At 46.1% G+C, this 20,975-nt stretch carries 27 protein-coding genes and 2 pseudogenes; 10 read left to right on the plus strand and 19 right to left on the minus strand.

The window, feature by feature from the left end; translation table 11 throughout:
* Positions 1–25: 25 nt before the first annotated feature.
* Complete coding sequence (locus tag KNQ06_RS08245; protein ID WP_215147919.1) at positions 26–292, minus strand: hypothetical protein; 267 nt, start codon at positions 290–292, stop codon at positions 26–28.
* 165 nt (positions 293–457) lie between these two features.
* Here KNQ06_RS08245 and KNQ06_RS08250 point away from each other — a divergent pair, with 165 nt between their 5' ends.
* The 3 genes from KNQ06_RS08250 (at position 458) to KNQ06_RS08260 (ending at position 3,248) form a co-directional block, all read left to right on the plus strand.
* Positions 458–1,564, plus strand: coding sequence for a citrate synthase/methylcitrate synthase (locus tag KNQ06_RS08250; protein WP_215147921.1), 1,107 nt, complete (start codon positions 458–460; stop codon positions 1,562–1,564).
* 25 nt (positions 1,565–1,589) lie between these two features.
* On the plus strand, positions 1,590–2,534 hold the full coding sequence (locus KNQ06_RS08255) for a helix-turn-helix transcriptional regulator (RefSeq protein ID WP_215147923.1): 945 nt from the start codon (positions 1,590–1,592) through the stop codon (positions 2,532–2,534).
* A 75-nt stretch (positions 2,535–2,609) separates the two neighbouring features.
* Positions 2,610–3,248: a type 1 glutamine amidotransferase family protein gene (locus KNQ06_RS08260; RefSeq protein ID WP_133208156.1), complete on the plus strand. Its 639-nt coding sequence runs from the start codon at positions 2,610–2,612 to the stop codon at positions 3,246–3,248.
* Between the two features lie 59 nt (positions 3,249–3,307).
* Here KNQ06_RS08260 and KNQ06_RS08265 read toward each other — a convergent pair whose 3' ends face one another.
* The 7 genes from KNQ06_RS08265 to KNQ06_RS08295 form a co-directional block, all read right to left on the minus strand.
* Entirely contained in the window at positions 3,308–3,865 is a 558-nt protein-coding gene (locus KNQ06_RS08265) for a DUF1349 domain-containing protein (RefSeq protein WP_215147925.1), read from the minus strand.
* Between the two features lie 101 nt (positions 3,866–3,966).
* Positions 3,967–4,494 carry a general stress protein gene (locus KNQ06_RS08270; RefSeq protein WP_215147927.1) on the minus strand — a complete coding sequence of 176 codons (528 nt, stop codon included), beginning with the start codon at positions 4,492–4,494 and terminating at the stop codon, positions 3,967–3,969.
* Positions 4,491–5,537 (minus strand): DUF871 domain-containing protein, encoded by a 1,047-nt coding sequence (locus KNQ06_RS08275; protein WP_215147928.1) that lies wholly within the window; start codon positions 5,535–5,537, stop codon positions 4,491–4,493. Before KNQ06_RS08275 ends, KNQ06_RS08270 begins: the two co-directional genes overlap by 4 nt.
* Before the next feature lie 82 nt (positions 5,538–5,619).
* Positions 5,620–6,993: a PTS transporter subunit EIIC gene (locus KNQ06_RS08280; RefSeq protein ID WP_214804631.1), complete on the minus strand. Its 1,374-nt coding sequence runs from the start codon at positions 6,991–6,993 to the stop codon at positions 5,620–5,622.
* Between the two features lie 12 nt (positions 6,994–7,005).
* Positions 7,006–7,890, minus strand: coding sequence for an N-acetylmuramic acid 6-phosphate etherase (murQ, locus tag KNQ06_RS08285; RefSeq protein WP_214804629.1), 885 nt, complete (start codon positions 7,888–7,890; stop codon positions 7,006–7,008).
* A 449-nt stretch (positions 7,891–8,339) separates the two neighbouring features.
* Positions 8,340–8,720, minus strand: coding sequence for a BsuPI-related putative proteinase inhibitor (locus KNQ06_RS08290; protein ID WP_214729715.1), 381 nt, complete (start codon positions 8,718–8,720; stop codon positions 8,340–8,342).
* 84 nt (positions 8,721–8,804) lie between these two features.
* Entirely contained in the window at positions 8,805–9,758 is a 954-nt protein-coding gene (locus tag KNQ06_RS08295) for an SMI1/KNR4 family protein (RefSeq protein ID WP_251133498.1), read from the minus strand.
* Between the two features lie 156 nt (positions 9,759–9,914).
* Between KNQ06_RS08295 and KNQ06_RS08300 the strand changes: the two genes are divergently transcribed.
* Together KNQ06_RS08300 and KNQ06_RS08305 are read left to right on the plus strand one after the other, a co-directional pair.
* On the plus strand, positions 9,915–10,826 hold the full coding sequence (locus KNQ06_RS08300; RefSeq protein ID WP_215147930.1) for an EamA family transporter: 912 nt from the start codon (positions 9,915–9,917) through the stop codon (positions 10,824–10,826).
* A gap of 3 nt (positions 10,827–10,829) precedes the next feature.
* Positions 10,830–11,291 (plus strand): hypothetical protein, encoded by a 462-nt coding sequence (locus KNQ06_RS08305; RefSeq protein ID WP_215147932.1) that lies wholly within the window; start codon positions 10,830–10,832, stop codon positions 11,289–11,291.
* A 78-nt stretch (positions 11,292–11,369) separates the two neighbouring features.
* Here the strand turns inward: KNQ06_RS08305 and KNQ06_RS08310 are convergent, their stop codons facing one another.
* The 6 genes from KNQ06_RS08310 to KNQ06_RS08335 all read right to left on the minus strand — a co-directional run bounded on the left by KNQ06_RS08310 (position 11,370) and on the right by KNQ06_RS08335 (position 14,648).
* A complete protein-coding gene (locus tag KNQ06_RS08310; RefSeq protein WP_215147934.1) occupies positions 11,370–11,846 on the minus strand; it encodes a glutathione peroxidase in 477 nt (158 codons plus the stop codon).
* A 73-nt stretch (positions 11,847–11,919) separates the two neighbouring features.
* Positions 11,920–12,138: a hypothetical protein gene (locus KNQ06_RS08315; RefSeq protein WP_174316165.1), complete on the minus strand. Its 219-nt coding sequence runs from the start codon at positions 12,136–12,138 to the stop codon at positions 11,920–11,922.
* A gap of 74 nt (positions 12,139–12,212) precedes the next feature.
* A complete protein-coding gene (locus KNQ06_RS08320) occupies positions 12,213–12,437 on the minus strand; it encodes a hypothetical protein (protein WP_174316164.1) in 225 nt (74 codons plus the stop codon).
* Between the two features lie 19 nt (positions 12,438–12,456).
* Positions 12,457–12,957 (minus strand): GNAT family N-acetyltransferase, encoded by a 501-nt coding sequence (locus KNQ06_RS08325; RefSeq protein ID WP_215147937.1) that lies wholly within the window; start codon positions 12,955–12,957, stop codon positions 12,457–12,459.
* Positions 12,958–12,982: 25 nt separating this feature from the next.
* Positions 12,983–13,273 carry a hypothetical protein gene (locus KNQ06_RS08330; protein ID WP_035397924.1) on the minus strand — a complete coding sequence of 97 codons (291 nt, stop codon included), beginning with the start codon at positions 13,271–13,273 and terminating at the stop codon, positions 12,983–12,985.
* Positions 13,274–13,319: 46 nt separating this feature from the next.
* Positions 13,320–14,648, minus strand: a complete 1,329-nt coding sequence (locus KNQ06_RS08335; protein ID WP_215147939.1) for a M20/M25/M40 family metallo-hydrolase — start codon at positions 14,646–14,648, stop codon at positions 13,320–13,322.
* 117 nt (positions 14,649–14,765) lie between these two features.
* On the opposite strand from KNQ06_RS08335, the gene KNQ06_RS08340 reads away from it, so the two are divergent.
* Positions 14,766–15,677, plus strand: a complete 912-nt coding sequence (locus KNQ06_RS08340) for a tetratricopeptide repeat protein (protein WP_215147941.1) — start codon at positions 14,766–14,768, stop codon at positions 15,675–15,677.
* An 85-nt stretch (positions 15,678–15,762) separates the two neighbouring features.
* Positions 15,763–15,951, plus strand: a complete 189-nt coding sequence (locus KNQ06_RS08345) for a hypothetical protein (RefSeq protein ID WP_215147943.1) — start codon at positions 15,763–15,765, stop codon at positions 15,949–15,951.
* 57 nt (positions 15,952–16,008) lie between these two features.
* Here KNQ06_RS08345 and KNQ06_RS08350 read toward each other — a convergent pair whose 3' ends face one another.
* Together KNQ06_RS08350 and KNQ06_RS08355 are read right to left on the minus strand one after the other, a co-directional pair.
* Positions 16,009–16,857, minus strand: coding sequence for an SMI1/KNR4 family protein (locus tag KNQ06_RS08350; protein WP_215147945.1), 849 nt, complete (start codon positions 16,855–16,857; stop codon positions 16,009–16,011).
* Positions 16,858–16,886: 29 nt separating this feature from the next.
* Complete coding sequence (locus tag KNQ06_RS08355; protein WP_215147947.1) at positions 16,887–17,549, minus strand: hypothetical protein; 663 nt, start codon at positions 17,547–17,549, stop codon at positions 16,887–16,889.
* A 220-nt stretch (positions 17,550–17,769) separates the two neighbouring features.
* Between KNQ06_RS08355 and KNQ06_RS08360 the strand changes: the two genes are divergently transcribed.
* Positions 17,770–17,955 (plus strand): hypothetical protein, encoded by a 186-nt coding sequence (locus tag KNQ06_RS08360; RefSeq protein WP_214722801.1) that lies wholly within the window; start codon positions 17,770–17,772, stop codon positions 17,953–17,955.
* A 51-nt stretch (positions 17,956–18,006) separates the two neighbouring features.
* Here the strand turns inward: KNQ06_RS08360 and KNQ06_RS17010 are convergent.
* Both KNQ06_RS17010 and KNQ06_RS08365 read right to left on the minus strand, forming a co-directional pair.
* Positions 18,007–18,123, minus strand: a pseudogene (locus KNQ06_RS17010) (ATP-binding protein); the annotation flags it as partial.
* A 14-nt stretch (positions 18,124–18,137) separates the two neighbouring features.
* Entirely contained in the window at positions 18,138–18,761 is a 624-nt protein-coding gene (locus KNQ06_RS08365) for a DDE-type integrase/transposase/recombinase (protein ID WP_215147949.1), read from the minus strand.
* A 64-nt stretch (positions 18,762–18,825) separates the two neighbouring features.
* Between KNQ06_RS08365 and KNQ06_RS08370 the strand changes: the two genes are divergently transcribed.
* The gene (locus tag KNQ06_RS08370) at positions 18,826–19,053 is read left to right on the plus strand and encodes a hypothetical protein (RefSeq protein WP_215148309.1); all 228 of its coding nucleotides are present in this window, start codon (positions 18,826–18,828) and stop codon (positions 19,051–19,053) included.
* An 82-nt stretch (positions 19,054–19,135) separates the two neighbouring features.
* On the opposite strand, the gene KNQ06_RS17140 is transcribed toward KNQ06_RS08370, so the two are convergent.
* Positions 19,136–19,438: a GNAT family N-acetyltransferase gene (locus tag KNQ06_RS17140; RefSeq protein WP_353049194.1), complete on the minus strand. Its 303-nt coding sequence runs from the start codon at positions 19,436–19,438 to the stop codon at positions 19,136–19,138.
* A gap of 66 nt (positions 19,439–19,504) precedes the next feature.
* Between KNQ06_RS17140 and KNQ06_RS08380 the strand changes: the two are divergent.
* Positions 19,505–20,831: pseudogene (locus KNQ06_RS08380) on the plus strand (IS3 family transposase).
* Positions 20,832–20,975 lie beyond the last annotated feature (144 nt).

Below are 20,975 nucleotides of genomic sequence, written 5' to 3' on the forward strand. Positions count from 1 at the left end.
TAGTTAAATCTCTATCAATAGTTACTCATCCAAAGAGGAATACGATGGGTAAGAATAATCCGCCCATCAAGAGCATTCCTACTAGGACAGCGATACTCGATTTGAAAACCGACAGCGTTTGTTCTTCTAGTGGCTTGAGCCGTTTCACAGGAATGAACATGGTCAATGAAGCAACGACTAATGCCAGTGGCTCAAGAATCGTTCGGCTCACTGAAAAGAAAATATCGATCATTAAAAAGACATGTAATACAAAGAAAAATCCCAATAAGCGAATGATCATTGCTTTATTCATATGTACTCCTTCATGGCTGCTATATATTTGATTTGTTTCATGAAACAGAATGCCCTCTAATTATAGCGCTTCACAGAATAATTTTGGAAACGCATTCAAATAACTGGTGATTTGGTATCGTTGTAAGTCATACTGACAGTAGGTATTAGAAAAGGAGTGTTGAAGATGGAATACAAAAAAGGACTCGAAGGCGTCATTGCCGCTGAAACACAAATCGGTTTAGTCGATGGAACGTTAGGTCACCTTATCTATCGCGGACACTGGGCAAAAGAACTTGCATTATCCTATTCATTCGAAGAAGTGGCGTATTTCATCTGGAATGGTGAATTCCCGACTGAAGCGGAACTGGTCACATTCAAGGAACAGATGACGAGCTACCGTGAACTTCCTTCTTACGTTAAGACGATTCTCGATACATTGCCGAACGAGATGGATGTCATGAGTACGATGCGAACAGCAATCTCGGCACTTGGTACACCCGCTTTCGCTTGGCCACCGACAATTGATCAAGCGATGCACGTAACAGCACTCTTACCAACAATCATCGCCTATAAATATCAAAAAAATCAAGGCGCTGACTTCATCGAACCGAATCCGGAACTCGATCATGTCGCGAATTACATCTATATGATTAAAGGACAATTACCGAGTGACGTCGAGATCAAAGCATTGACGGCGTATCTGATCTTAACGATTGAACACGGTATGAATGCTTCGACGTTTGCTTCCCGTGTCGTCGTCTCGACGGAATCGGAAATGATCTCTGGCGTCTGTGCTGCGATCGGATCCATGAAAGGACCGCTTCATGGTGGCGCCCCGTCAGAAGTCATTGAGATGATTGATGAAATCGGAACGATCGATAACATCGAACCTTGGATCCGGAACAAATTAGAAAAAGGCGAAAAACTGATGGGCTTTGGTCATCGTGTCTATAAAACTCGCGATCCGCGTTCAGAAGCCTTAAAAGTCGTTTCAAAAGATCTCGCGCAAGAGAGCGATTGGTTCAACCTGATTACACAAATGGAGCAAACGGCGATTGATTTGCTCGAAGAATACAAACCGGGTAGAAAACTGTATACGAACGTTGAATTCTTCGCGGCAGCCGTCTTAAAAGGACTCGACATTCCGAAAGAACTGTTCACACCGACGTTCACATCTAGCCGTATCATTGGCTGGACAGCACACATCCTCGAACAATCGCAAGACAACCGAATTTTCAGACCACAATCGTCGTATACGGGACCAATGCCAGAAAAAGCAGCTAAGTTTTAATGACTCATTGATTGGAGGACCTCTTTTGGCGAAAAGTGATCACCTATTAGCAATTCTTTGGATGCTTCAATCTGGTAAAAAAGTAACAGCCCAGTATATCTCAAAACAACTTGAGATGAATATCCGAACTGTATATCGTTATATTGATACTCTCTCGGCAAGTGGTGTCCCTATCGTTGCCGAAGCAGGTCATCATGGCGGATACAGCTTATTACCTCAATTCATAGAAGCACCTTTATTCTTCGATGCGGAAGAGCAGCAGTCTTTATATCATGCTGCTCTTTTTGCAGAAGAAGCCGGTTACTATGGTAATGCAGCCTTAAATCGCGCGGTATCAAAAATAAAACAGCATGCTTTAGATCCATCGACAAGTGTGCCGATCTTGGATGTGATTTCCTATCAACCCGTAAGGTCGTTGGAAGCCGAAACCTTACTACGGGAAATCGATCAAGCCATTCGCAGCCGAACAACCATACATATTCAATACTGTCGCGCTAATAATGAAGATATTCAATCACGTCACATCAATCCTCTTAAATTGACTTATTGGAAACACGCTTGGTATGTCACTGCTTTTTGTCAGTTAAGGGGCGCAACTCGTCATTTTAAAATCAATCGCATTAAAAGCTTTGAATTGTTGTTGAAACAATTCGATTTTCCAGATGACTTCGATGTTCAGTCTTCTTTTATGAACTCTTTGCTACCAAAGCAGAAAGAACAACAGGATGAATTAATTCTTACTGGTGACACTTCTACCATCGATTCAATTTGCCAACACTGGTACTTTAAGTATTGTTTGGTTGAACAAGATCGTAATCGAGCCGTCTTTAAGATTGAGACGAGCGTTTTAAACGAACAAGTTCCGAGTCTTCTTATTGCATACGGAACATCGATACGAGTCGTTTCTCCAGTTGAAATCAAAAGCAAAATCATTGATCGGTTAAACGAATTAATCGCTTCACATCAATGATTTATTTTCACTGACAGTAGTTGTCAAGGTAGCTTTTCTATACTAAATGTATCTCATATAGTAAAGGAAGCGGTTATGTTGACTCAAATTGTCTATTTATATGTATTCGATTCAATTTCAGACTGGGAATATGGTTACGTGATGCCAGAGTTACATTCACGAAGATATTTCAAAACAGATGCTCCACAATTAAATGTCGTTACGGTAGGACCAACGCTACACCCTATCACGACAATGGGAGGACTGCGTATTTTACCAGATATCGCAGTTTCTCAATTAGAGCTTACTTTAAAAGATGCTTTGATCCTTCCCGGTGGACAGACGTGGCAAGAGACTCTTCATGATCCCCTACTGAGTAAATTAGGTGACGCGCTGAGTAATGGAACGCTCATCGCTGCTATTTGTGGGGCGACAGAGGGATTAGCAAAGAGCGGATTCTTAGATCAGCGTTTTCATACAAGTAACGATTTATCTTACTTACAATCCGTTTGCTCGAATTATTCAGGTACATCTTTTTATCAATATACTCCAGTCGTCCGTGATGATTCGTTAATCACCGCATCAGGAATGGCTGCATTAGAGTTTGCCCATGAGATGATTCGAGCACTCGATGTATTTACACCAGAAACGTTAGAAGCATGGTACGGTCTTCATAAGACGAATGAAGCGAAATACTTCTTTGACCTCATGGCTGCAACGTCTATTAATCAGTGAAATTGCTCTTATACAAAAGTGGACTGACGCTAATCGTCGGTCCACTTTTTTGTATCAGTTTATCTCGGAACATTTTCTAAAGCGAAATGCAACACTTCGACTCCACACCCTGCCGCTTCTACATCCGGGCTACACGCATACGGTCCAATCTTCAAATCGGTCACGTCATGTAAGTGTGCGATCCGGAGTTGCTCTTTGTGCTCTCCTGTCACGTGATACAACGTGACATCTTGATTGAGATAGTGGAGTTCAAAGACAAGCGGTGCATCAAAAAACGTATTGTCGACATCCCGGCACGACCAGTCCGAGTACCCGAAGCTCGTCACGACGGCACCAAGATGCGATGGACCATCCGGAATGAACTCAGCCGAGACCTTCACCCAGTGATCGTCGTTCACATAAAGCAAAATCCCCGTTTGATCATATGTCGCATTCGGGTTTAACTTTACTTCGATCCGGCACTTGAACTCCCCTTCCGGTGCATCCTGCAACAATGCATGCCCCGTCAGACGGTTGAACTGATAATGGGTATTGCGCCAAAAATCCGTATCCGGATCCGTCATGAAGCGTAATGGTGTTTCCTGTTCGATACGTGTCGGTCGATTGATCCACTTCATTGATAATATCCTCCCTCTTAACGTCCTCTTAACTTCCGTAACTTTCGATAGCCACGAATGAGCATATCGAGCATACAATCCCTCCTATTTTCTATGAACCCTTAGACTACTTGACGAAGTCGTTGCATATCCTTATTCAATGCTGATCGTTTCAAACGTCTGTTCCGTATTAAGTATTGCACATCTGACCGGTTATCGTACATAAGTTGGATATGGAAATAATTGATATATTCAAGAATTGCGAATACATATAATAACAAGGCAAGTTGTGTTCCGGAGACGGGAAGCTCAGATCGGAAACGCATCCAATCGATTCCGAACGCAAACGCTGTCAGGACGATCAAAGCCAGATTGATGACACGACAGTGATGTAATCGTCGGACGACAGATACCGGGGTGACTGACGTTCCTTCCTTCTTCAGACGCCTTGACTTGCTGTACCAATACCAAGCTCCTTGAATCAACAAGAGCTCAAACAAAAACAATGACATCCAAAAGGCACTGAGTTCAAATAACTGCAGTCGTGGAAAGACACGATTCCCAAACCAACTCAGCGGTAAAATCGTGACGACCGTGAACAATTCTCCCCGGTACAGATAGGCGAGTCGTTCCGCAACGAGCTGCTTCATGGCGTCACCCATTCGATCCGGAACTTACTTCCTGGACCAAGCCGTGCGATCAATGGTTGATCAGCCTCAATCACGCGTCCGATGACGTTGACTCGCTCATCTGCCGACAAATTACGTTTCGTGATTTGAACCTCGCCCGCGTATCGTACGTATTTTTCATTATCGATCGTGATCGTTCCAAGCGGACGGGCAGACGGGTTTTGCGGGGTCAAATCGATCGTCGAAGGACTCATGCGCGACTCGACGGACCGAATGACATCCCGCGCCGGATCAAACCGATTCGTTTCCGTATCTCGTTGTACCTGTCGTCCGTTCGCCACGGCTCGGAGGATGATGATGCCGTCTTGCTCTGCTTCGAATTGTCGAATCGTCTCCTCCGTCAATCGTGGATCCCCAACAAGAATTCGGTCAACGGTCGCTTTTAAATCGATGTAACTGGCAAACGGTGCCGCATGCCGGTGTTCTTCAAGTGTCGGTAACGTCTCAAATAACGGTCCACGGAGTGTCCCGTCACCCGGTATGAACGCTTGAACCCGTAATCCTTGCGTCTGCAACCAAGCATTCTTTTCGTCAAACCACGTCCGGTCGAGTCCTGTTTCCGGTCGCGGATAAAAATTATGCCACGCTTCCGTGTGATCGATTCGCAGACCCTGTGCCTTCATCTCCGTCAATTCGTCTGCTGTTAACGTACTGGCGTTCAGTGCGACCATCATCTGTTTCGATAACGTCGCGATTTGCTGCGGGCTGATGCCGTAATCAAGACGCAGTCCTGTCACACCCCAGTCCGTTAACGTCGCTGCCGTTTCCCATGTCTTGCCGAGCGTCGCGAGCGACGCTGGTGCGATGTCCGCCACGAGTTCGAATCCGAGCTCACATGCTAAACGACCGAGCGCTTGCAAGCGTTCGACGTACAGTGAAGAATCGTCCTCGGGAATATGTAGCGATGTAAAGAGCGACGTAAAGCCAACAGCGCGCATCCGCTGTAGCCACTCGCTCGTCTCGTCTGTGATCGGTTCACTTAAATAGATTGATAATCCTTTCATCGACTCACTCCTTCTCTTCTCTACTTAGAGAAAAAGCAGCTGATTCCTTCTTTTGAGAAGGATTCAACTGCTGGTCAACACCTTAAATACCGTCTGCCATCTCTTCTTTGAAACCGAACCAATACGTGAACAGGAATCCTGCCGCGTACGAGATGACGAGACCACCGATGTACGTCAAATACATTCCGTTGTCGATCAACGGTGTTAATGACAAACCGGATACGCCGACTCCAAGCGCCGTCGTCTTCATCGTTGCTTGGAAGGCACCACCGACTGCTGCGCCGAGACATGCCGTTACGAACGGACGGCCGAGCGGCAACGTAACACCGTATAACAGCGGTTCACCGATTCCAAGGAAACCGACCGGAATCGCACCTTTAATGATGTTACGCAGGCGCGGATTGCGCGTCTTGACGAAAATCGCCATTGCCGCCCCGACTTGACCCGCTCCTGCCATTGCAAGAATCGGTAAGAGTGGTGTGTTGCCAATCGTGTTCAAGAACTCGAGATGGATTGGTGTCAATCCATGATGAAGACCAACCATGACGAGTGGTAGGAAGAAGCCAGCCAGCACGGCTCCGGCGAGTGGTCCACCGACCTCAAGCACGGCATTGATTGCTTTCATGATACCGTCTGACAGCAGTCCAGCAACCGGCATGATCGCATAGAGCGAGGCAAATCCGACAATCAGCACCGTAAACAGTGGCGTAAAGATGATATCGATCGATGCGAACATGAAGCGACGGATGTGTTTCTCAAGATACGTCATCAACCACGCAGCGAAGATGACACCAAACAAGCCGCCTCTGCCTGGAACGAGCGGTTCCCCGTAAATCGTGATGTCCGCAAGCACAGGGTTGAATAGAATCCCACCGGCAATCGCCCCGAGCACCGGTGTTCCGCCGAACTCCTTCGCCGTATTCCAACCGACAAGGATTGCGAGATATGCAAAGACCGTCCCACCGATCAAGAGTAAAATCTGCATCCATGTCTGTGTTGCATCGACACCCGCATTTTTTGCGAAGTTCGCACCACCGTTGATGATACCGGAAGCAACAAGACCCGGAATGAGCGGAATGAAGATGTTCCCAATTCGGCGCAAGAAGCGTTTGAACGGTGACTGTTGTTTTGCTTTTACTTTTTGCCGTTCGACGGCAGCTCGTTCTTCTGGCGTCAAGTTCGGATCAACGGACTCTTCCCCGATTGCGAGTCCTGTTTCGCGACTTAAGTGGTCTGCTACCCGATTGACCGTTCCCGGACCGACGACGATTTGCAACGTCTCGTCATCGATGACCCCCATGACCCCATCAATCTTCTTTAACGCATCGATATTGGCTTGCGTCGGATCCTTTAGCGATAAACGAACCCGCGTCATACAGTGCGCAAGCTGCCGGAGATTATCTTTTCCACCGACGTGCTCGAGAATCGCGTGTGCCAGCACTTCTTCCTTCTTCATCCTGTTTCCCCCTTAGAGTGCGTCTCGGACGAATCCGTTCGCTTGCTGTAATCGTTCGACGGCTTCCGCATGCGGAACATTCGCGAGAATCATGACGATCGCCGTCTTGACGTGCCCGTGCGCTTCACTAAAGACACGCTCCGCCGTTACGGCATCGACTCCTGTTGCCTCACAAATCATCCGCTTCGCCCGAATCTCCAATTTTTCGTTCGTTGACTGGACGTCGACCATCAGGTTTTGATAGACCTTGCCGACACCGATCATCGCCGCCGTCGAAACCATGTTCAAGACGAGCTTTTGTGCCGTTCCAGCCTTTAGTCTTGTTGACCCCGTCAAGACTTCCGGACCTGTTTCGACTTCGATCGCATAACGCGCGTGCCGACTTATGACCGCATCCGTGTTGCAAGAAATCGCTGCCGTCACCGCTCCGACTTCCTTCGCGTAATCAAGCCCGCCGATGACATACGGCGTACGACCGCTTGCTGCGATCCCGATGACCGTATCACGAGCTTCTAGCTGGAGCCCTTTTAAATCGTCGACGGCAAGCGTTCGACTATCCTCTGCTCCCTCGACCGCTTTGATCAACGCGCGTTCGCCGCCAGCAATCAAACCGACGACCATGTCTGGTGAGACCCCGAACGTCGGCACACATTCTGCCGCATCGAGAATCCCGAGTCGTCCGCTCGTACCAGCACCGATGTAAATCAAGCGTCCTCCGTTTTTGAATGACGCAATGACATGCTTGACGACTTCCGCGATGACGGGAATTTGTTCCCGAATGACCGTCGCGACCGTTTGATCCTCAGCGTTCATCACCCGTAAGACATCCTCGACTGTCATCTCATCGAGTTGCATCGTCTGTTCATTCCGACGTTCCGTTGCTAATTGATCTAACATCTGCTTCACCCTTTCTCTTCCCTCCCTTTATTATACAATTAAGAAATTTTAATTCAATATTATTTATTTAATTTTGAAATTAAATTTCGATATATAAAAATAAGGTTTTGTCCTTCTTTTTCAGGCTCGGTCTCTTGATTTCCTGCTTGTCGTAATTTCCTCATCCGCAAAGTCCAGTAACGCAGACATTCGCTCCCGACCAATCGTCGCGACGAGTAACGGGATGCGTGGTCCGTAGGATTGATCGATCGTCAGTTGATAGAGTAGCGTCGCATAGTATCATTAGTGAATAAAAAGCTGATTTTCACCCGTTAGATGCCTAACGGATAAAAACCAGCTTCACATGGACCACTTTTGTACGTCTCATGTTACTCATAACATCATTCGTACTGAAACCTGTATGAGGTTCTAAGATATTTATTAAAGAAGTCATTCACCAGAGGCGTAAATCATTTTAATTTCTCTTCCATATCCTCTACTGAACTAGAACTGTCGCTGTACTGTTCTTTCTCCTCAACGAGATATTCGATATCGTATGTACCCGGTTCGATTGTCCCGCCTTGTACCGTTTGTTTGAGAACGACGGTTTCCGATGCTTTGACGCGTTTCTTTTGTTGGCTTGTTTTACTCTGTTGCTTTCTTGAATCGAAGACGACTGTCCTTGATTTGCTCTCACGAACGATGACATTCAACAAATGCCCAGAGCGAGCTACGACATCAAATGCATGGTCTCCTGTGTTCGTCAATTTGTATTCAAAGACGAGTCCCTCTTTCGTAGTCCCTTTGAAGGATGTCTCATTCGTCTCACTCCCACTTTGCGGTTGAATCATACAACCGCTCAAACAAAGTATCATGGGGAATAACAACCATTTTTTCATCTGTAAAACTCCGTTCTGTGTGAAGAAATTTCTGAATCATTCCCACCCTGGGAGTGGGCGAGGTGGCTCCTCGACGAAAGCACGATATCCATCGAAGCTCAGTCCTTGACGTTGCGGATTATGGTTACGAATCAACGGATCACCTGTCTCGTCCTCATTCTGCCAAAACCGATGTTCCGTTTGAAAGATCATGATCGACGAATACTGGAATCGCTCTGCCATTAGATATTCTCGAATCGATTGCATCACTTGTTCAAAGCGCGAATCCGAGTCGTAGCTACTGCCAAGACGTTCTTGTTCTTGTTTCCCTTCGAAAATCTTAACCGAGAAATACGCATCCCTCTTCGCAATCGGATACTCGATTTCAACGCGAACCGAGTCGACGAAGCGAATCGGTCGTGGTTTGTTCACTTCCTCTTCAGAATTGTGATTCTCTACATAATAAGTATTTGTTGCAATCGAGAAGTCCTTGAACTCCCAGAACATATCGCCTTGCGAAATGATCGCATATTCAAGGAACGTGCCGAAGTTCTGTCCAATCGGATCAGTCTCCTCTGTCGACAACTCATGAAACATCCAGTGCATATAGGGTGTCTCATCTGTCTTCGCATCTTCCGTTTGAATCAAGACATATCCTTCGTTCATTTCGCCAATCATCAAGAAATGATCATAGTCTTCATGGATCAGGTCGTACTCTTTAGCTTGGATTGTCATTTCAATGACTTTCTCAAGTGGATAGAGTTCGATGCCGAGACCTTGAATCATAAACAATTCCGCTCCGTCATGTAAACGAAGGAATGTCTTGTATTCACTTGGTAACGTTAAGTTGAACTGCTGTTCAAATGACTGAATCGCCTGTTCCGTCACCGGGTCATTCAAATTGAATTGAGCGACTCCAGTATCGTATCGTCGCTGAATGAAGGTCGACCCGTGATTGATTTTTTGTGATAAGACGTCAAGTACCGCTTCGATTTGGTTCATTTCTTTCATGGGTCCCATCCTTTTCATCTTCGTATTCGTGAATGATACGACTTCACCCTATATACCATACCATTTTTTCAATTATTTGGTGTATTCCTTCCTACTCGTTCTGTGGTATTCTCGTTCTAATATCATTTTAAAAAATTGCACTCGAAGAGGTGACCCATGTCTAAATCATCATCGATGTTGCTCATATTACTTGCTGCGATCTTTTGGGGCACGACGGGAACCTCACAAGCCTTTGCGCCAGAGGATGCACATCCGATTGCAATTGGTGCCGTTCGTCTGGCTGTCGGTGGACTGTTCTTACTCTGTCTCGTTCTCTTCAAAGGAACGCTGACGTTACGCGACTGGCCGGTGCGGACGATTTTACTTGCTGCCGTCAGCATGGCGGCTTACCAACCGCTGTTCTTCTCAGCTGTTTTGATGACCGGTGTCGCCGTCGGTACCGTCGTCGCAATCGGTAGCGCACCGATCTTTTCCGGGTGTATCGAGTGGCTGTTCCTAAAGAAACGTCCAGCGTTGCTGTGGTGGGCATCGACCGGACTATCGATCACCGGCTGTCTGTTGCTTCTGAACAATCAAGGAACGGTTGCGATTGATCCAATCGGGATCATCCTTGCACTCGGTGCCGGACTATCGTTTGCCGGGTACACGTTCGTCAGTCGAGATCTCGTCAAGACACACGCGCCGCTGTCAGTCGTTGCCGTCATTTTCACGACAAGCTCCTTGCTGTTGTCGCCTCTGTTGTTTTTATTCGACCTCTCCTGGTTGTTCACGTCACGTGGTGCCGGAATCAGCCTCCACCTCGGCGTCGTTGCGACGGGAATCGCTTACTGGTTATTCGCGAAAGGACTATCGAATGTACCATCGTCGACTGCCGTCACGCTCTCGCTCGGTGAGCCGCTGACAGCTGCCTTGCTCGGTGTGTTCGTCCTCGGTGAAGAATTAAGTGGTACGGCTTGGTTCGGAATCTCGTTATTGTTACTCGGAATCGCCTTATTGATCGGTTCGTCTCGCCTAGCAGCGCGCCAAACCGTTTTGACAGAAGAACGACAAACTCGGACTGGAGGCTAAATCATGCAAGAAATCACGCTTGAAAAACTACAATTTCGCGAAGATTATCACATCGGACTCGATCAGTTCTTGATCGATGTCGCAAATGGTAACCGATTGATCTTTCATTTCCGTGGGCATACGGAGGAGACGATGATCATCGTAGGTGACTATAGCTGTAATTACTTCCGATTGAACTTCGAGGCGGATGCGATTCTGCTTCGTTCACCGGACCTCTATGAACTAAAAGAAGATGTCGAGATCAATCCGATTCCACTTCTGACGCTGACCGATTCAAAGCTACTGACGTTTGCTCGTAAAATGATGAATCTCGATCCTACAAAAGACTGGGTCCATTACTGGCTGCGGGCGTTCGAACAGGATTTTCATGTCTTGTCCCCCCGTCCACCGGTCCTGACTGATCTCGGACATAAGCGTAGCGATGCAATCGTCACCTATTCATTTGATTCGCTCATTGTTGAATGACATAAAAAAGCCCTACCTCGCCAAAGGTAGGGTATTCGTTCATCCCGTCCAACGACTCGCGCCGGACGGTTACTATGATTATAGATACAAGGATAAGGTTTTCTCAACCGACTGGACGGAATCGACCGGACTGAACCGCTGTACGACACGTCCTTGGCGATCGATTAAAAACTTCGTATAGTTCCATTTGATCTTTGACGACAGTAGACCCGACCGTTCGCGTTTTAGGAATGTATAAAGCGGATGTTCATTTGATCCATTGACATTTATCTTCTGAAACATCGGAAACGTCACGCCATAGTTCAGCTGACAGAACTGCATCGTCTCTTCCTGACTCGCGAACTCCTGCTGATTGAATTGATCGCACGGAAAGCCAAGCACCGTGACTCCTTGCTCGTCATATTTATCGTACAATGCCTGTAGTTCGCCAAGTTGTTTGACGAGCCCACACTTGCTTGCCGTGTTGACGATCACGAGGACACGCCCCGCATAGTCACCTAATGAAACAGTCTCGCCCGCTGCATTTTGTACGGTTGCATCGTATACGGTTTGCATGTTTCCCAGCTCCTTTGCCCCGAGTATAAGACAAAACGCGCACCCTGTCGTTTTCAGGCATGCGCGTAATGCTTTACCAGATCGTCTCTTCTTTGTCGCTCAGTTTGATGACGAACGGTAGGATCAAGACGAACAAGAGACTGACGTATCCGAGCGATAAGTAATGTTGCGAGTCTTTTGAAATGTATTGCTTCACGCCGCAGTTCGGACACGCTTTTCCATGTTTCGCAAATCCGACAGCGAGCACTTCTTTCGTTTTGAACGTATATTGGCAATTCGTACAACGTACCATCTGACCATCTCCTTCATCCTTATCTACTGGTGGATTCAGGAAAAAGTTTCATGAAAATAAAAGTAACCGACATCTTACCTCATCGATTCTTCCCGGTCGCTTAACCGGATTAGAAATGGCAAGAACAGGACGAACAAGAGACTGATATTCCCGAGTGAAAGATAAAATTGCGACTTCCGCGACATGTATTGTTTCACGCCACAGTTCGGACACGTCTTGCCTTTCCCATGTATCGCAACACTGACAGCGAGTACTTCCTTTGTGCTGAACTTATACTGACAATTCGTACAGCGTGCCATGACATCATCTCCTTTTCTGTTATCTACTGATAGATTTTGGAAAAGGTTCCGTTGCGTCGATGGGTTGTAAACGCATTTTCAAAAATTCATAGCTTCCACCATTCGTCGCCTGTTGGAAGCGTTCGACTGGAAGGAAGCCACTTTTCGTATACAAGCGAATCGCCCGCTCGTTGAATGTTGCGACTGCTAATTCAATTTGTTTAGGTGCATATCGGTCCATGATGAACGAAAGACCGGCTTCTAAAAATGCCACTCCATTTCCTCGGCCCGTCAAGTCTGGTCGCATGCCAAGCCCGACGTCAACGACGTCTGCGTTTGGTTCAAATACATAATAACCAATCAATTCTTCCCGATCCAACACAGCAAAATAATGTTCCGTCCGCTTTGCTGGATCGAGAAATTCTGCTAAATCTTCTTCGTCATTCGGCATATCATAAAATGCAAACGCCTCGTCATATTGCCACTCGTAGGCAATCTGTTCCGCCTGTCGTTGCGTCAGCGGTGAAAATGTATAGCTCATCAGGATTCAGCTCCTCTTGGATTCCTCAACGAGATCGATTCTTTCGATAGTCTAACAGTAGCGGCAATACATTTAATCCGATCGAGATGAACGTCAATACCCACAGTGCCCGCTCCATGCCCGGTACGACGTCCTGTAACGCTGCCCAATCCTCCCGCGCCACAAATTCCGCAACGAGTCGGTATTCAGCGCACAAAGTCAGTGCCGTAAAACTCAGTCCGAGCACCATCAGGAAACGATAGTCCTTACCAATCAAATAAAAGATAATATTCAGTGCCGTAAATCCAATCGCCAGTAACCCCAGTATGATCCACATCGTATCGTCTCCTCTCGCCTCTCCTTTTTACTATATTTGGAATCCATTAATCGGTATATCCGCCTAGAGTTGGATTTTCTGTCCGCTCAGCGAAATAACACTCGAGCAGCCGATGATGGAGTAACGTTTCGACCAAACGGACGGTTTCGAGCGTTGCTGCAAAATCAACCTGTTCAAAATCCGTATGCTCATGCAGATAACCGACGGACAAGTTGACAGCTGGAATAGCTCGTAGCGCGAATAGTTTCGCATCACTGCTCCCCCCGTACCGTGTCGTTCGCCAATCTGGCATATCACTCAACAGACTGGCTTGCTCAAAACATGCGCCAAAAGCCGTCTCACAAAAATCAAACTCGCCATAACAACCTGTAACGATGTCGCGTGTACCGCGGCGATCAAAGACGATTGCTGCGTCGACGTCCTCTAAAAAGGATGCGTCCATCGCTTCCGTACCACGACAACCGATTTCTTCTTCGACTGAAAAAGCGAGCTTGATCGTTCCGCGGAAGTCAGTCGCTGGGATGCGTTCCATGAGTTCAAGAATCGCAGCGATGCCTGCTCGATCATCTGCCCCAAGAATCCCGCTTGAGCTCGTTAAGATTGTTCCTTCCTGAAACAGCGTCCGGTACGAATCGATACGTTCGACGGTATCAAGATGTGCCGATAATAAAATGACCGGTCCTTCCCCTTGATGGTAGGTCACGAGCAGGTTCCCTTTTTCATCGACAAAAGAATCGTCAGCAAACCGGCGGACTGCCTGTTGTAAGCGACTACGAACCATCTGTTCCCTTCTGCTTTGTCCAGGAATAGCGAGCCATCTTAGCAGACGCTTTCTGAAGCGTTGCAACTCCAGCCCTTGTATCGTCGATGCGTCTTGTTTGATGCGGTATAAGACTTCCGCTAAATCCAGCAACAGCGAACGCTGCTCTCTCACTTCAAGTTGAATCCACCGACTCTGTAAGGACACGGTCAACCCTGGAACCGCGTCTGCCGCTAAACGAAGCAAATACCGTTGCTGGTTCGTCAGCAAATCCTGCGTATAAACCCGAGCAGCTCGTTTACCGTGACCGTCACAACAGGAACTTGTCAAAATCCCAAGTTCGTTCATCATACGAACGATACATCGGACATACCCGTCAAACAGGTGATAGGGTAACGCTTGTCTTCTTGGATCAAACAATGCTTCCATCCCATGATCGTCAAGTGGTGCATGACGCTGTTTTGCTTCTTCGATCCAATCGAGGATCTCTTCATCCGTCACTTCTTGTTGACCCGCTCGTTGCATGACATCTTGTACGCAAGCTGACCATGTCGGTTCCTCGATGACTTCCCCGCTTAAAATGCCATATCGGATCCACTTGCTTTCATTTCTCATCTCACATCGACTCCTTTAGTATTGGTACCTATAGAGTAGCAACACCGCTGTGACAGCTTGTCACACACGTTGGTCCGCCCTATGATGAAAGAAAAGAGACAGGAAAGGATGAACGGGATGATAACGAGTTATACGCGTTCGCAAGAACTACTCCGCACCATTCGGGAAACGACAGATCGAGATGAAAGAAGACAATTGGAAGACGAACTGACGAATCTGTACGTCCGCCAAGCGGAGTACTCGAAATTTTCGGAGACACCGGATTATGACGCAGCGCGTCGCGCATTGACTAAGGCAATCCGCCTTCGTCCGAAGCATCCACTTGCGAATTATCGTCTCGGCTATGTTCATTATGTCGATCGTCAGTATGCGGAAGCGATTCACCATTTCAGTCGAGCGCTCGACGGTACGGTCGACGATGCTTTGAGCGACATCCAGACGACGCTGACGCATATGTTTGTCGTCAACTGCAGCATCTACCTAGCGCGCGAATCACTTGCTGAACTCGAATACCGAGAACACGAGGAGCACCCGGACGAAGCGGCACGACTTAACAAATACCGAAACGAATTACTCGTTGAAGATGAGCACCTGTTTGATCGTCTTTATTATCGAAAAATTCAAGACGGAACTGAGACGTTGATCAATGAACGTTCGTTTCAAGAATATCAAGCTGACGATCAAGAAATCGTCTTACGAAGCAGTTCAGAGGGAACCTTCGTCGAGTGGAAAAATCAAACTATCTTACTGAATCCGAACGGTTTCTTGACACTCTTCGTGATTATGACGAACACGACGTCGACGTATCCTGCGCTAGCCGAGCGATTGACGGAATTGAGTGGTCAATCAATAACATACGATCATGTTCGCCAGCTACTGCGTCGTTTACGAAGTGATCTATTTTTCTTTCAGGACATCGTCCAAACGACATCGCTTCGCATGAATGATGGCACGCGAATGAATGGCTTTTCTGTCGCTGATGGTGTGAAGGTGACGATCTTATGTCGAGCGGATCATTTGTTGAACTAGAGAGATAAATGGATATCATTGATAAATGAGTGATTCGAGCGCTATACTCTTACTTTCGCATCCGCTACTTAGGAGGAGATTACGAATGGAATCACTGAAGGAGTCATATGTAAAGCTTGACGGGTACGTCGTCGTCAAAAAAGATGGTGGTCATGTACCACACGAGGAATTTCTCGTCGAATTCACCAGCTGGCTAGAGACAAAAGGTCGTGTCTGGACAGGACTTTCTACTCAAGTCGATCAAGACGGCAACGCCATCGACAACATCAAATAACTACATATCGCAAAAAGACCGGTCGAAGAAGCATTTCTTTGACCGGTCTTTCGATTGCTACTCCAAGAAGTTGATTCGTACTCCGATGATTTGTTTATCTCGATTTTTCTTTACTTTCAGATGATAGATGCCGTCTCCATATCCAGACTCGGTCATGATACCCGCTTGAAACAAATGGACGTCCTGTTGACCGAAAAAGAGTTCCTCGGCTAGTTCCTCCTCACGAAACGCAACATCATCACCAATCAGTACAAATCCCGAATCAATCGCAATCTCATGCGAGCGCGTCCATCTGCCCGTCGGCTGATCGACACCTTCGTATACTGAAAGCAAACGAACCGTTCCATCTGAATCATATGTGATGGAAGCCGTCCATGCGCCAGACTTCACTTGCTCCAAGACAATCGATGCTACATCTTTTTCAGTCGAATCCGTCACGAGCAGTCGATGACTACTAACACTAAAAGTACCCAGGGTAATCTTTTTATTAGCCCGGTCACGTAACATTTCGGATTCTACCCATTCGTTGAGTGAAGAGGCACAGTATTTTTCAAGTCCCTTTTTAGGATGCCACGTGAAGACGAGCTCTTGTAAAAAACGACGTCGAATCCGGTAGCACAACCGTCTCCCATCTAAATGTTCACCAAAGCAGATCATATCCTCCGGTAAACCATCTGGACGATTTATCTGATGGTGGATGATATCTTCGACTTCAGAATGACTCGATTCAGTAGGTATCGAATAGAGTTGCCAGTCATGAATGGCTGCACCATTTGATTCCTGCATGAGTGAAATGTAATCCGTCGGGAATTTTACACCGAGGATTTTTTCTGCACGCTTTAGATCGATTAGTGATACACCCGGGCGTTTAGACAATGGATTGATCTGTTTGATGGCTGGTTTCATGCAACACCTCCGATAGCTGAAGAGTGAATTTACTCTTCATTCTCAGCTTCATATAGTTCATCATTGACTTGATACGTGATGATTTCTTCTGGCATACTCCGAATGACGTTTTCTAACGAATTCACCGATCGATCGTTTGAACATATGAAAAAACCACATCCGTCATGACCAGGCTTGATAAGCACCGATGGAGGATTTCGATCAAACGAAGCAACTGACAGATATTGTTGAACCCCCCAATGCTGCCTTTCATCAAACGTAAATTTTAAATTATCATAATTCGAAATCACGTAGAAGACATTTTCTTCTCCCAACCAGTACGTCTTACGAACGACGCGTCTGAGTGCTTCCTTGTTCTTTAACTCGACTGTAAAATAGACAAGCGGATCTAAATGATGTTTGCGATTCGGATAAACCGTTTGAATGGTATAGTCAACATCCTGTTGCTGAAAGAACTGCTGATGTCGTTCTCTTAATACATATTCATCTGAAAAATACAGATACAGTGGAAAATCATTTCGATGCTCTAAAAACTCAAACAAAATTTTCTTCGTCGGTGTAATACATTCGTCTCCCTCTGACGGACTAATTAAATATGCCGTTTTAATTGACTCGTCCATATCTAAAAAGTGACCGAACAGACGACCTAAATAACCCGTCACTACATATTCCTCAATCCAGATTTTTGTCATGCTTATCTCCTTTAGTACGTATAGGTACATCATTAATATATGCTGAACTGTTTGAAACAGGATTAATCCAAGATGACGATTCAACTCTTGAAGTTATTAAAACAGTATCACTACAAGCAAAAGCAGTTTTAAAAGTTATGAATTCAACATTCCCAGCACCTTACGCAATCAGAAGAAAAACAAACACAGCGTATTAGATGAAAAATGGATGAGATATTCGATGAAATTTTTAATCAATGATTTTGGTATGACATCTAAGTTTAACGTTTTAGGTATTAAAACAACAAATAAAAAAGTAGTTGTAAGTGATCAAATATTAAGCGATCCAAAAAAACTAATGAATAACGTATCACAATTTTTAGATCAAAGTTTTTTACAAGAAGTTCCTGAGCTAAATTCGGTGTGACCGTCAAGAAGAAAGGTCATATTACGATGATTTAAGCACAAAACTTTTCGATCATTCTTTATGTTCTGTAAAAATAATAGACCGATAGCGCATCCGGTAGCTTTCCTCGTCCATTTGAATGATTTCTGCACGATGTAAGAGCCGATCAAGAATAGCTGTGACGATTCCATTAAAAGTAAGTCTCACTTATTTTCGTTTACGGCTACCAAAGCATCTTGGTCATAGACCAGTTCACGAGTCCGTCCGCCAAAGAAACGAAACGCATTTTCATGACACCTCATCATGTCTGCTACTTTAAACGGTCGATCGAGCCATTCGACATACTTGTAACGAGAATGTGTCAAAACGAAGGCGATAAACCGTCCTCTCGTTTCTGAATTATCTTCATGGGAGAGCGTAACCATCCCGAAATCGACTTGAATCTGTTGACCTGGCGGTAACTCTTGAACGGCAACGTACTTTCGTTCTTTCGTCATTCTGCTGATACCATGCTCTTTTCTCAAATCACGTACATAGAGTCGGACCGTACTTTCTCCGACCTGAAGATTTGAATGACGTTCTCTGAGCCAGTCTTCCACTTGGGAAGCTTTCAGGGTTGGGTATTCCTGTAGCCATGACAAAATTTCTTCCCGATAGGGATCCAACTTTCTCACTTTACGCTGTCGTTTGCTATCCCACTGATCAAACGTCGTTCTATCCATTGATAAATAATCATAGACACGATTTCTACTCACGTTGAGCTGCGTTGCAATTTGAGAAACATTAAATCCTTTGGATTTTAATTGATGAATCGTTCCGTAGATCATCCACTTTTCCACTCCTAGTTCATCTCCCTACATCTGTTCTAAATACAGTGTAGCGAAGAAGTATTTGATTCGAGAAGTGTTGGATTTAAATCGTCGTGGATTGTTGTCTTCCTCTTTGCAGTCACAAATGATGGGACTCGATCCTACAAAAGACTGGGTCCGTTACTGGCTCCGTGCGTTCGAGCAGGATTTTCATGTCTTGTCGCCCCGTCCACCGGTTCTGACCGATCTCGGACATAAACGAAGCGATGCGATCGTCACCTATTCATTTGATTCGCTCATCGTTGAATGACCTGAAACATTTCATACGCAAAAGATCCACGAAACGGACAATCGTTTCATGGATCTTTTCTATGCAAATTTATAGGCACACATTATAAACGGTCAATCGTATACTCCATCATCCAGCATGTATCTTCATTGATTTTTTTCACTATCTGAAACCCGCATTTTTCATAAGCTCTAATTGCTCTAAGATTTGCTACGGCGGGATCTAAAATAATTCGATTTACTTCCTTGTCTCGAGCAATATCTTCAATGAATAACTTTATCATTATCGTTCCAACACCCTTATTAAAAAGTTCAGGATAACCAATAAACTGGTCTATTCTAAATATGATAAAATTCACAGTGAACTGAACCTCGAATGATAGACACTTGAAAAAAAAGTGCATCATTCGGGGTTTTTCGTGTGGATACGAATCGCTATAATGAACCTATTCAATCAGACGGGAGAAACAATCATGAGTAAAATCATCTTCACCATGACCCAAATCAATCAGCTCGAAGAAAATCCGAACGTCGCTTCCGTATCAGAACGCTCGATCCAGTACACGACCGAGTTCAATGTCAGGGCCGTACGTGAGAATATGGAAGGAAAGGGACCTCAACAAATCTTCATGGAGACCGGATTCGACCTGACGGTGATCGGGAAACGAAAAGCGCATTCTGCGTTGATTCTCTGGCGCAAAACGTTCCGAAAAGACGGAGAGGAGGGTCTCCGGAACGATAAACGTGGAAAGGCTCTGGGAGGCGGACGCCCGAAGACAGACGAGTCGATGGAGAGACGGTTGGCGAAGGCAGAGGCACGGATCAAATACCTGACGGCAGAGAACGAGCTCTTAAAAAAGCTAGAGCAATTAGAGGGGCAGGCGAAACGTACGAACTGACACCAGCAGAGAAATATCAGGTCATCAACACCGTCATCCGCACCGCACAGATTAAGAATCTCGTCCGCCCATTATGTGAGATTGCCGGAGTGAGCCGCAGTGGCTATTACGCTTGGTTGAATCGTGCCGAGGCGGATTCCCTCCGGGAAGAGTGTGATCATCTAGATGCGACACTCCTCAAGAGCATCCATGATAGCCATAAAGGCAAATCGGCTATCGGGGGCTGTACATGGAGGTGTTCGCCACCATCGGTTTCCCGATCAACCATAAACGGATTCTCCGACTGATGCGCAAATTTAACATCGTGACTAAAATCCGGAGGATGAACCCGTACCGCAAGCTCTCTCGGGCGACGCACGAGCACCGCGTCGTGCCGAACCGATTGAATCGCGAGTTCCGGCAGAGCGAGCCTGGGAAGGTGTTCGTGACCGATATTACCTATCTCCCCATCGCCTCCGGCGAGAACGTCTATCTGTCTTGTGTGAAGGACGTCGCCACACGCGAGATCGTGGCATACAAACTATCCACGGATCTTCGTATGGACCTCGTCTTTCAGACGATGAAAAAGCTCGAAGAGCATCTCCAGGGGAATCGACATCCCGAGGCGATGATTCATTCGGACCAAGGCTTCCACTACACCCATCCGGGCTACCAGCGACTCATTGGCGACCTCGGATTGGTTCAGTCCATGTCCCGTCGGGGCAACTGTCTCGACAACGCACCGATCGAATCGTTCTTTGGTCATCTGAAGGACTATGTCGCCAACCGTTCGTGCGAGTCAATCGAGGAGGTCCGAGAGATGGTCGGGGACTACATCAGCTATTACAACTACGAACGCGGTCAATGGAACCTAAAAAAGATGACCCCAAAACAATATCGGGACCATCTGATCGCAGCATAGAAAACGTGGTCTTTTTATTAAACTGTCCATTTTACGGGGCTCAGTTCATTAATCACGAGTTGTTCTTTTTATGTATATTCTTCTCGTTGAAAAGATCACTTTCTATGTAATAAATATTATATATTTTAAAAACATAATAATAAT

It is taken from the genome of Exiguobacterium sp. s91, from assembly GCF_018618915.1.
Lineage (GTDB): Bacteria > Bacillota > Bacilli > Exiguobacteriales > Exiguobacteriaceae > Exiguobacterium_A > Exiguobacterium_A abrahamii.

Excerpts from the sequence above, each read along its gene's own strand:
- KNQ06_RS08245 (WP_215147919.1), bottom strand. The coding sequence starts at position 292 with ATGAATAAAGCAATGATCATTCGCTTATTGGGATTTTTCTTTGTATTA.
- KNQ06_RS08360 (WP_214722801.1), top strand. The coding sequence starts at position 17,770 with ATGAAATTTTTAATCAATGATTTTGGTATGACATCTAAGTTTAACGTT.
- KNQ06_RS08295 (WP_251133498.1), bottom strand. The coding sequence starts at position 9,758 with ATGAAAGAAATGAACCAAATCGAAGCGGTACTTGACGTCTTATCACAA.
- KNQ06_RS08300 (WP_215147930.1), top strand. The coding sequence starts at position 9,915 with ATGTCTAAATCATCATCGATGTTGCTCATATTACTTGCTGCGATCTTT.
- KNQ06_RS08325 (WP_215147937.1), bottom strand. The coding sequence starts at position 12,957 with ATGAGCTATACATTTTCACCGCTGACGCAACGACAGGCGGAACAGATT.
- KNQ06_RS08345 (WP_215147943.1), top strand. The coding sequence starts at position 15,763 with ATGGAATCACTGAAGGAGTCATATGTAAAGCTTGACGGGTACGTCGTC.
- KNQ06_RS08340 (WP_215147941.1), top strand. The coding sequence starts at position 14,766 with ATGATAACGAGTTATACGCGTTCGCAAGAACTACTCCGCACCATTCGG.
- KNQ06_RS08350 (WP_215147945.1), bottom strand. The coding sequence starts at position 16,857 with ATGAAACCAGCCATCAAACAGATCAATCCATTGTCTAAACGCCCGGGT.
- KNQ06_RS08305 (WP_215147932.1), top strand. The coding sequence starts at position 10,830 with ATGCAAGAAATCACGCTTGAAAAACTACAATTTCGCGAAGATTATCAC.
- KNQ06_RS08320 (WP_174316164.1), bottom strand. The coding sequence starts at position 12,437 with ATGGCACGCTGTACGAATTGTCAGTATAAGTTCAGCACAAAGGAAGTA.
- KNQ06_RS08355 (WP_215147947.1), bottom strand. The coding sequence starts at position 17,549 with ATGACAAAAATCTGGATTGAGGAATATGTAGTGACGGGTTATTTAGGT.
- KNQ06_RS08260 (WP_133208156.1), top strand. The coding sequence starts at position 2,610 with ATGTTGACTCAAATTGTCTATTTATATGTATTCGATTCAATTTCAGAC.
- KNQ06_RS08280 (WP_214804631.1), bottom strand. The coding sequence starts at position 6,993 with ATGAAGAAGGAAGAAGTGCTGGCACACGCGATTCTCGAGCACGTCGGT.
- KNQ06_RS08310 (WP_215147934.1), bottom strand. The coding sequence starts at position 11,846 with ATGCAAACCGTATACGATGCAACCGTACAAAATGCAGCGGGCGAGACT.
- KNQ06_RS08275 (WP_215147928.1), bottom strand. The coding sequence starts at position 5,537 with ATGAAAGGATTATCAATCTATTTAAGTGAACCGATCACAGACGAGACG.
- murQ (WP_214804629.1), bottom strand. The coding sequence starts at position 7,890 with ATGTTAGATCAATTAGCAACGGAACGTCGGAATGAACAGACGATGCAA.
- KNQ06_RS08315 (WP_174316165.1), bottom strand. The coding sequence starts at position 12,138 with ATGGTACGTTGTACGAATTGCCAATATACGTTCAAAACGAAAGAAGTG.
- KNQ06_RS08270 (WP_215147927.1), bottom strand. The coding sequence starts at position 4,494 with ATGAAGCAGCTCGTTGCGGAACGACTCGCCTATCTGTACCGGGGAGAA.
- KNQ06_RS17140 (WP_353049194.1), bottom strand. The coding sequence starts at position 19,438 with ATGATGCACTTTTTTTTCAAGTGTCTATCATTCGAGGTTCAGTTCACT.
- KNQ06_RS08365 (WP_215147949.1), bottom strand. The coding sequence starts at position 18,761 with ATGATCTACGGAACGATTCATCAATTAAAATCCAAAGGATTTAATGTT.
- KNQ06_RS08265 (WP_215147925.1), bottom strand. The coding sequence starts at position 3,865 with ATGAAGTGGATCAATCGACCGACACGTATCGAACAGGAAACACCATTA.
- KNQ06_RS08335 (WP_215147939.1), bottom strand. The coding sequence starts at position 14,648 with ATGAGAAATGAAAGCAAGTGGATCCGATATGGCATTTTAAGCGGGGAA.
- KNQ06_RS08250 (WP_215147921.1), top strand. The coding sequence starts at position 458 with ATGGAATACAAAAAAGGACTCGAAGGCGTCATTGCCGCTGAAACACAA.
- KNQ06_RS08330 (WP_035397924.1), bottom strand. The coding sequence starts at position 13,273 with ATGTGGATCATACTGGGGTTACTGGCGATTGGATTTACGGCACTGAAT.
- KNQ06_RS08290 (WP_214729715.1), bottom strand. The coding sequence starts at position 8,720 with ATGATTCAACCGCAAAGTGGGAGTGAGACGAATGAGACATCCTTCAAA.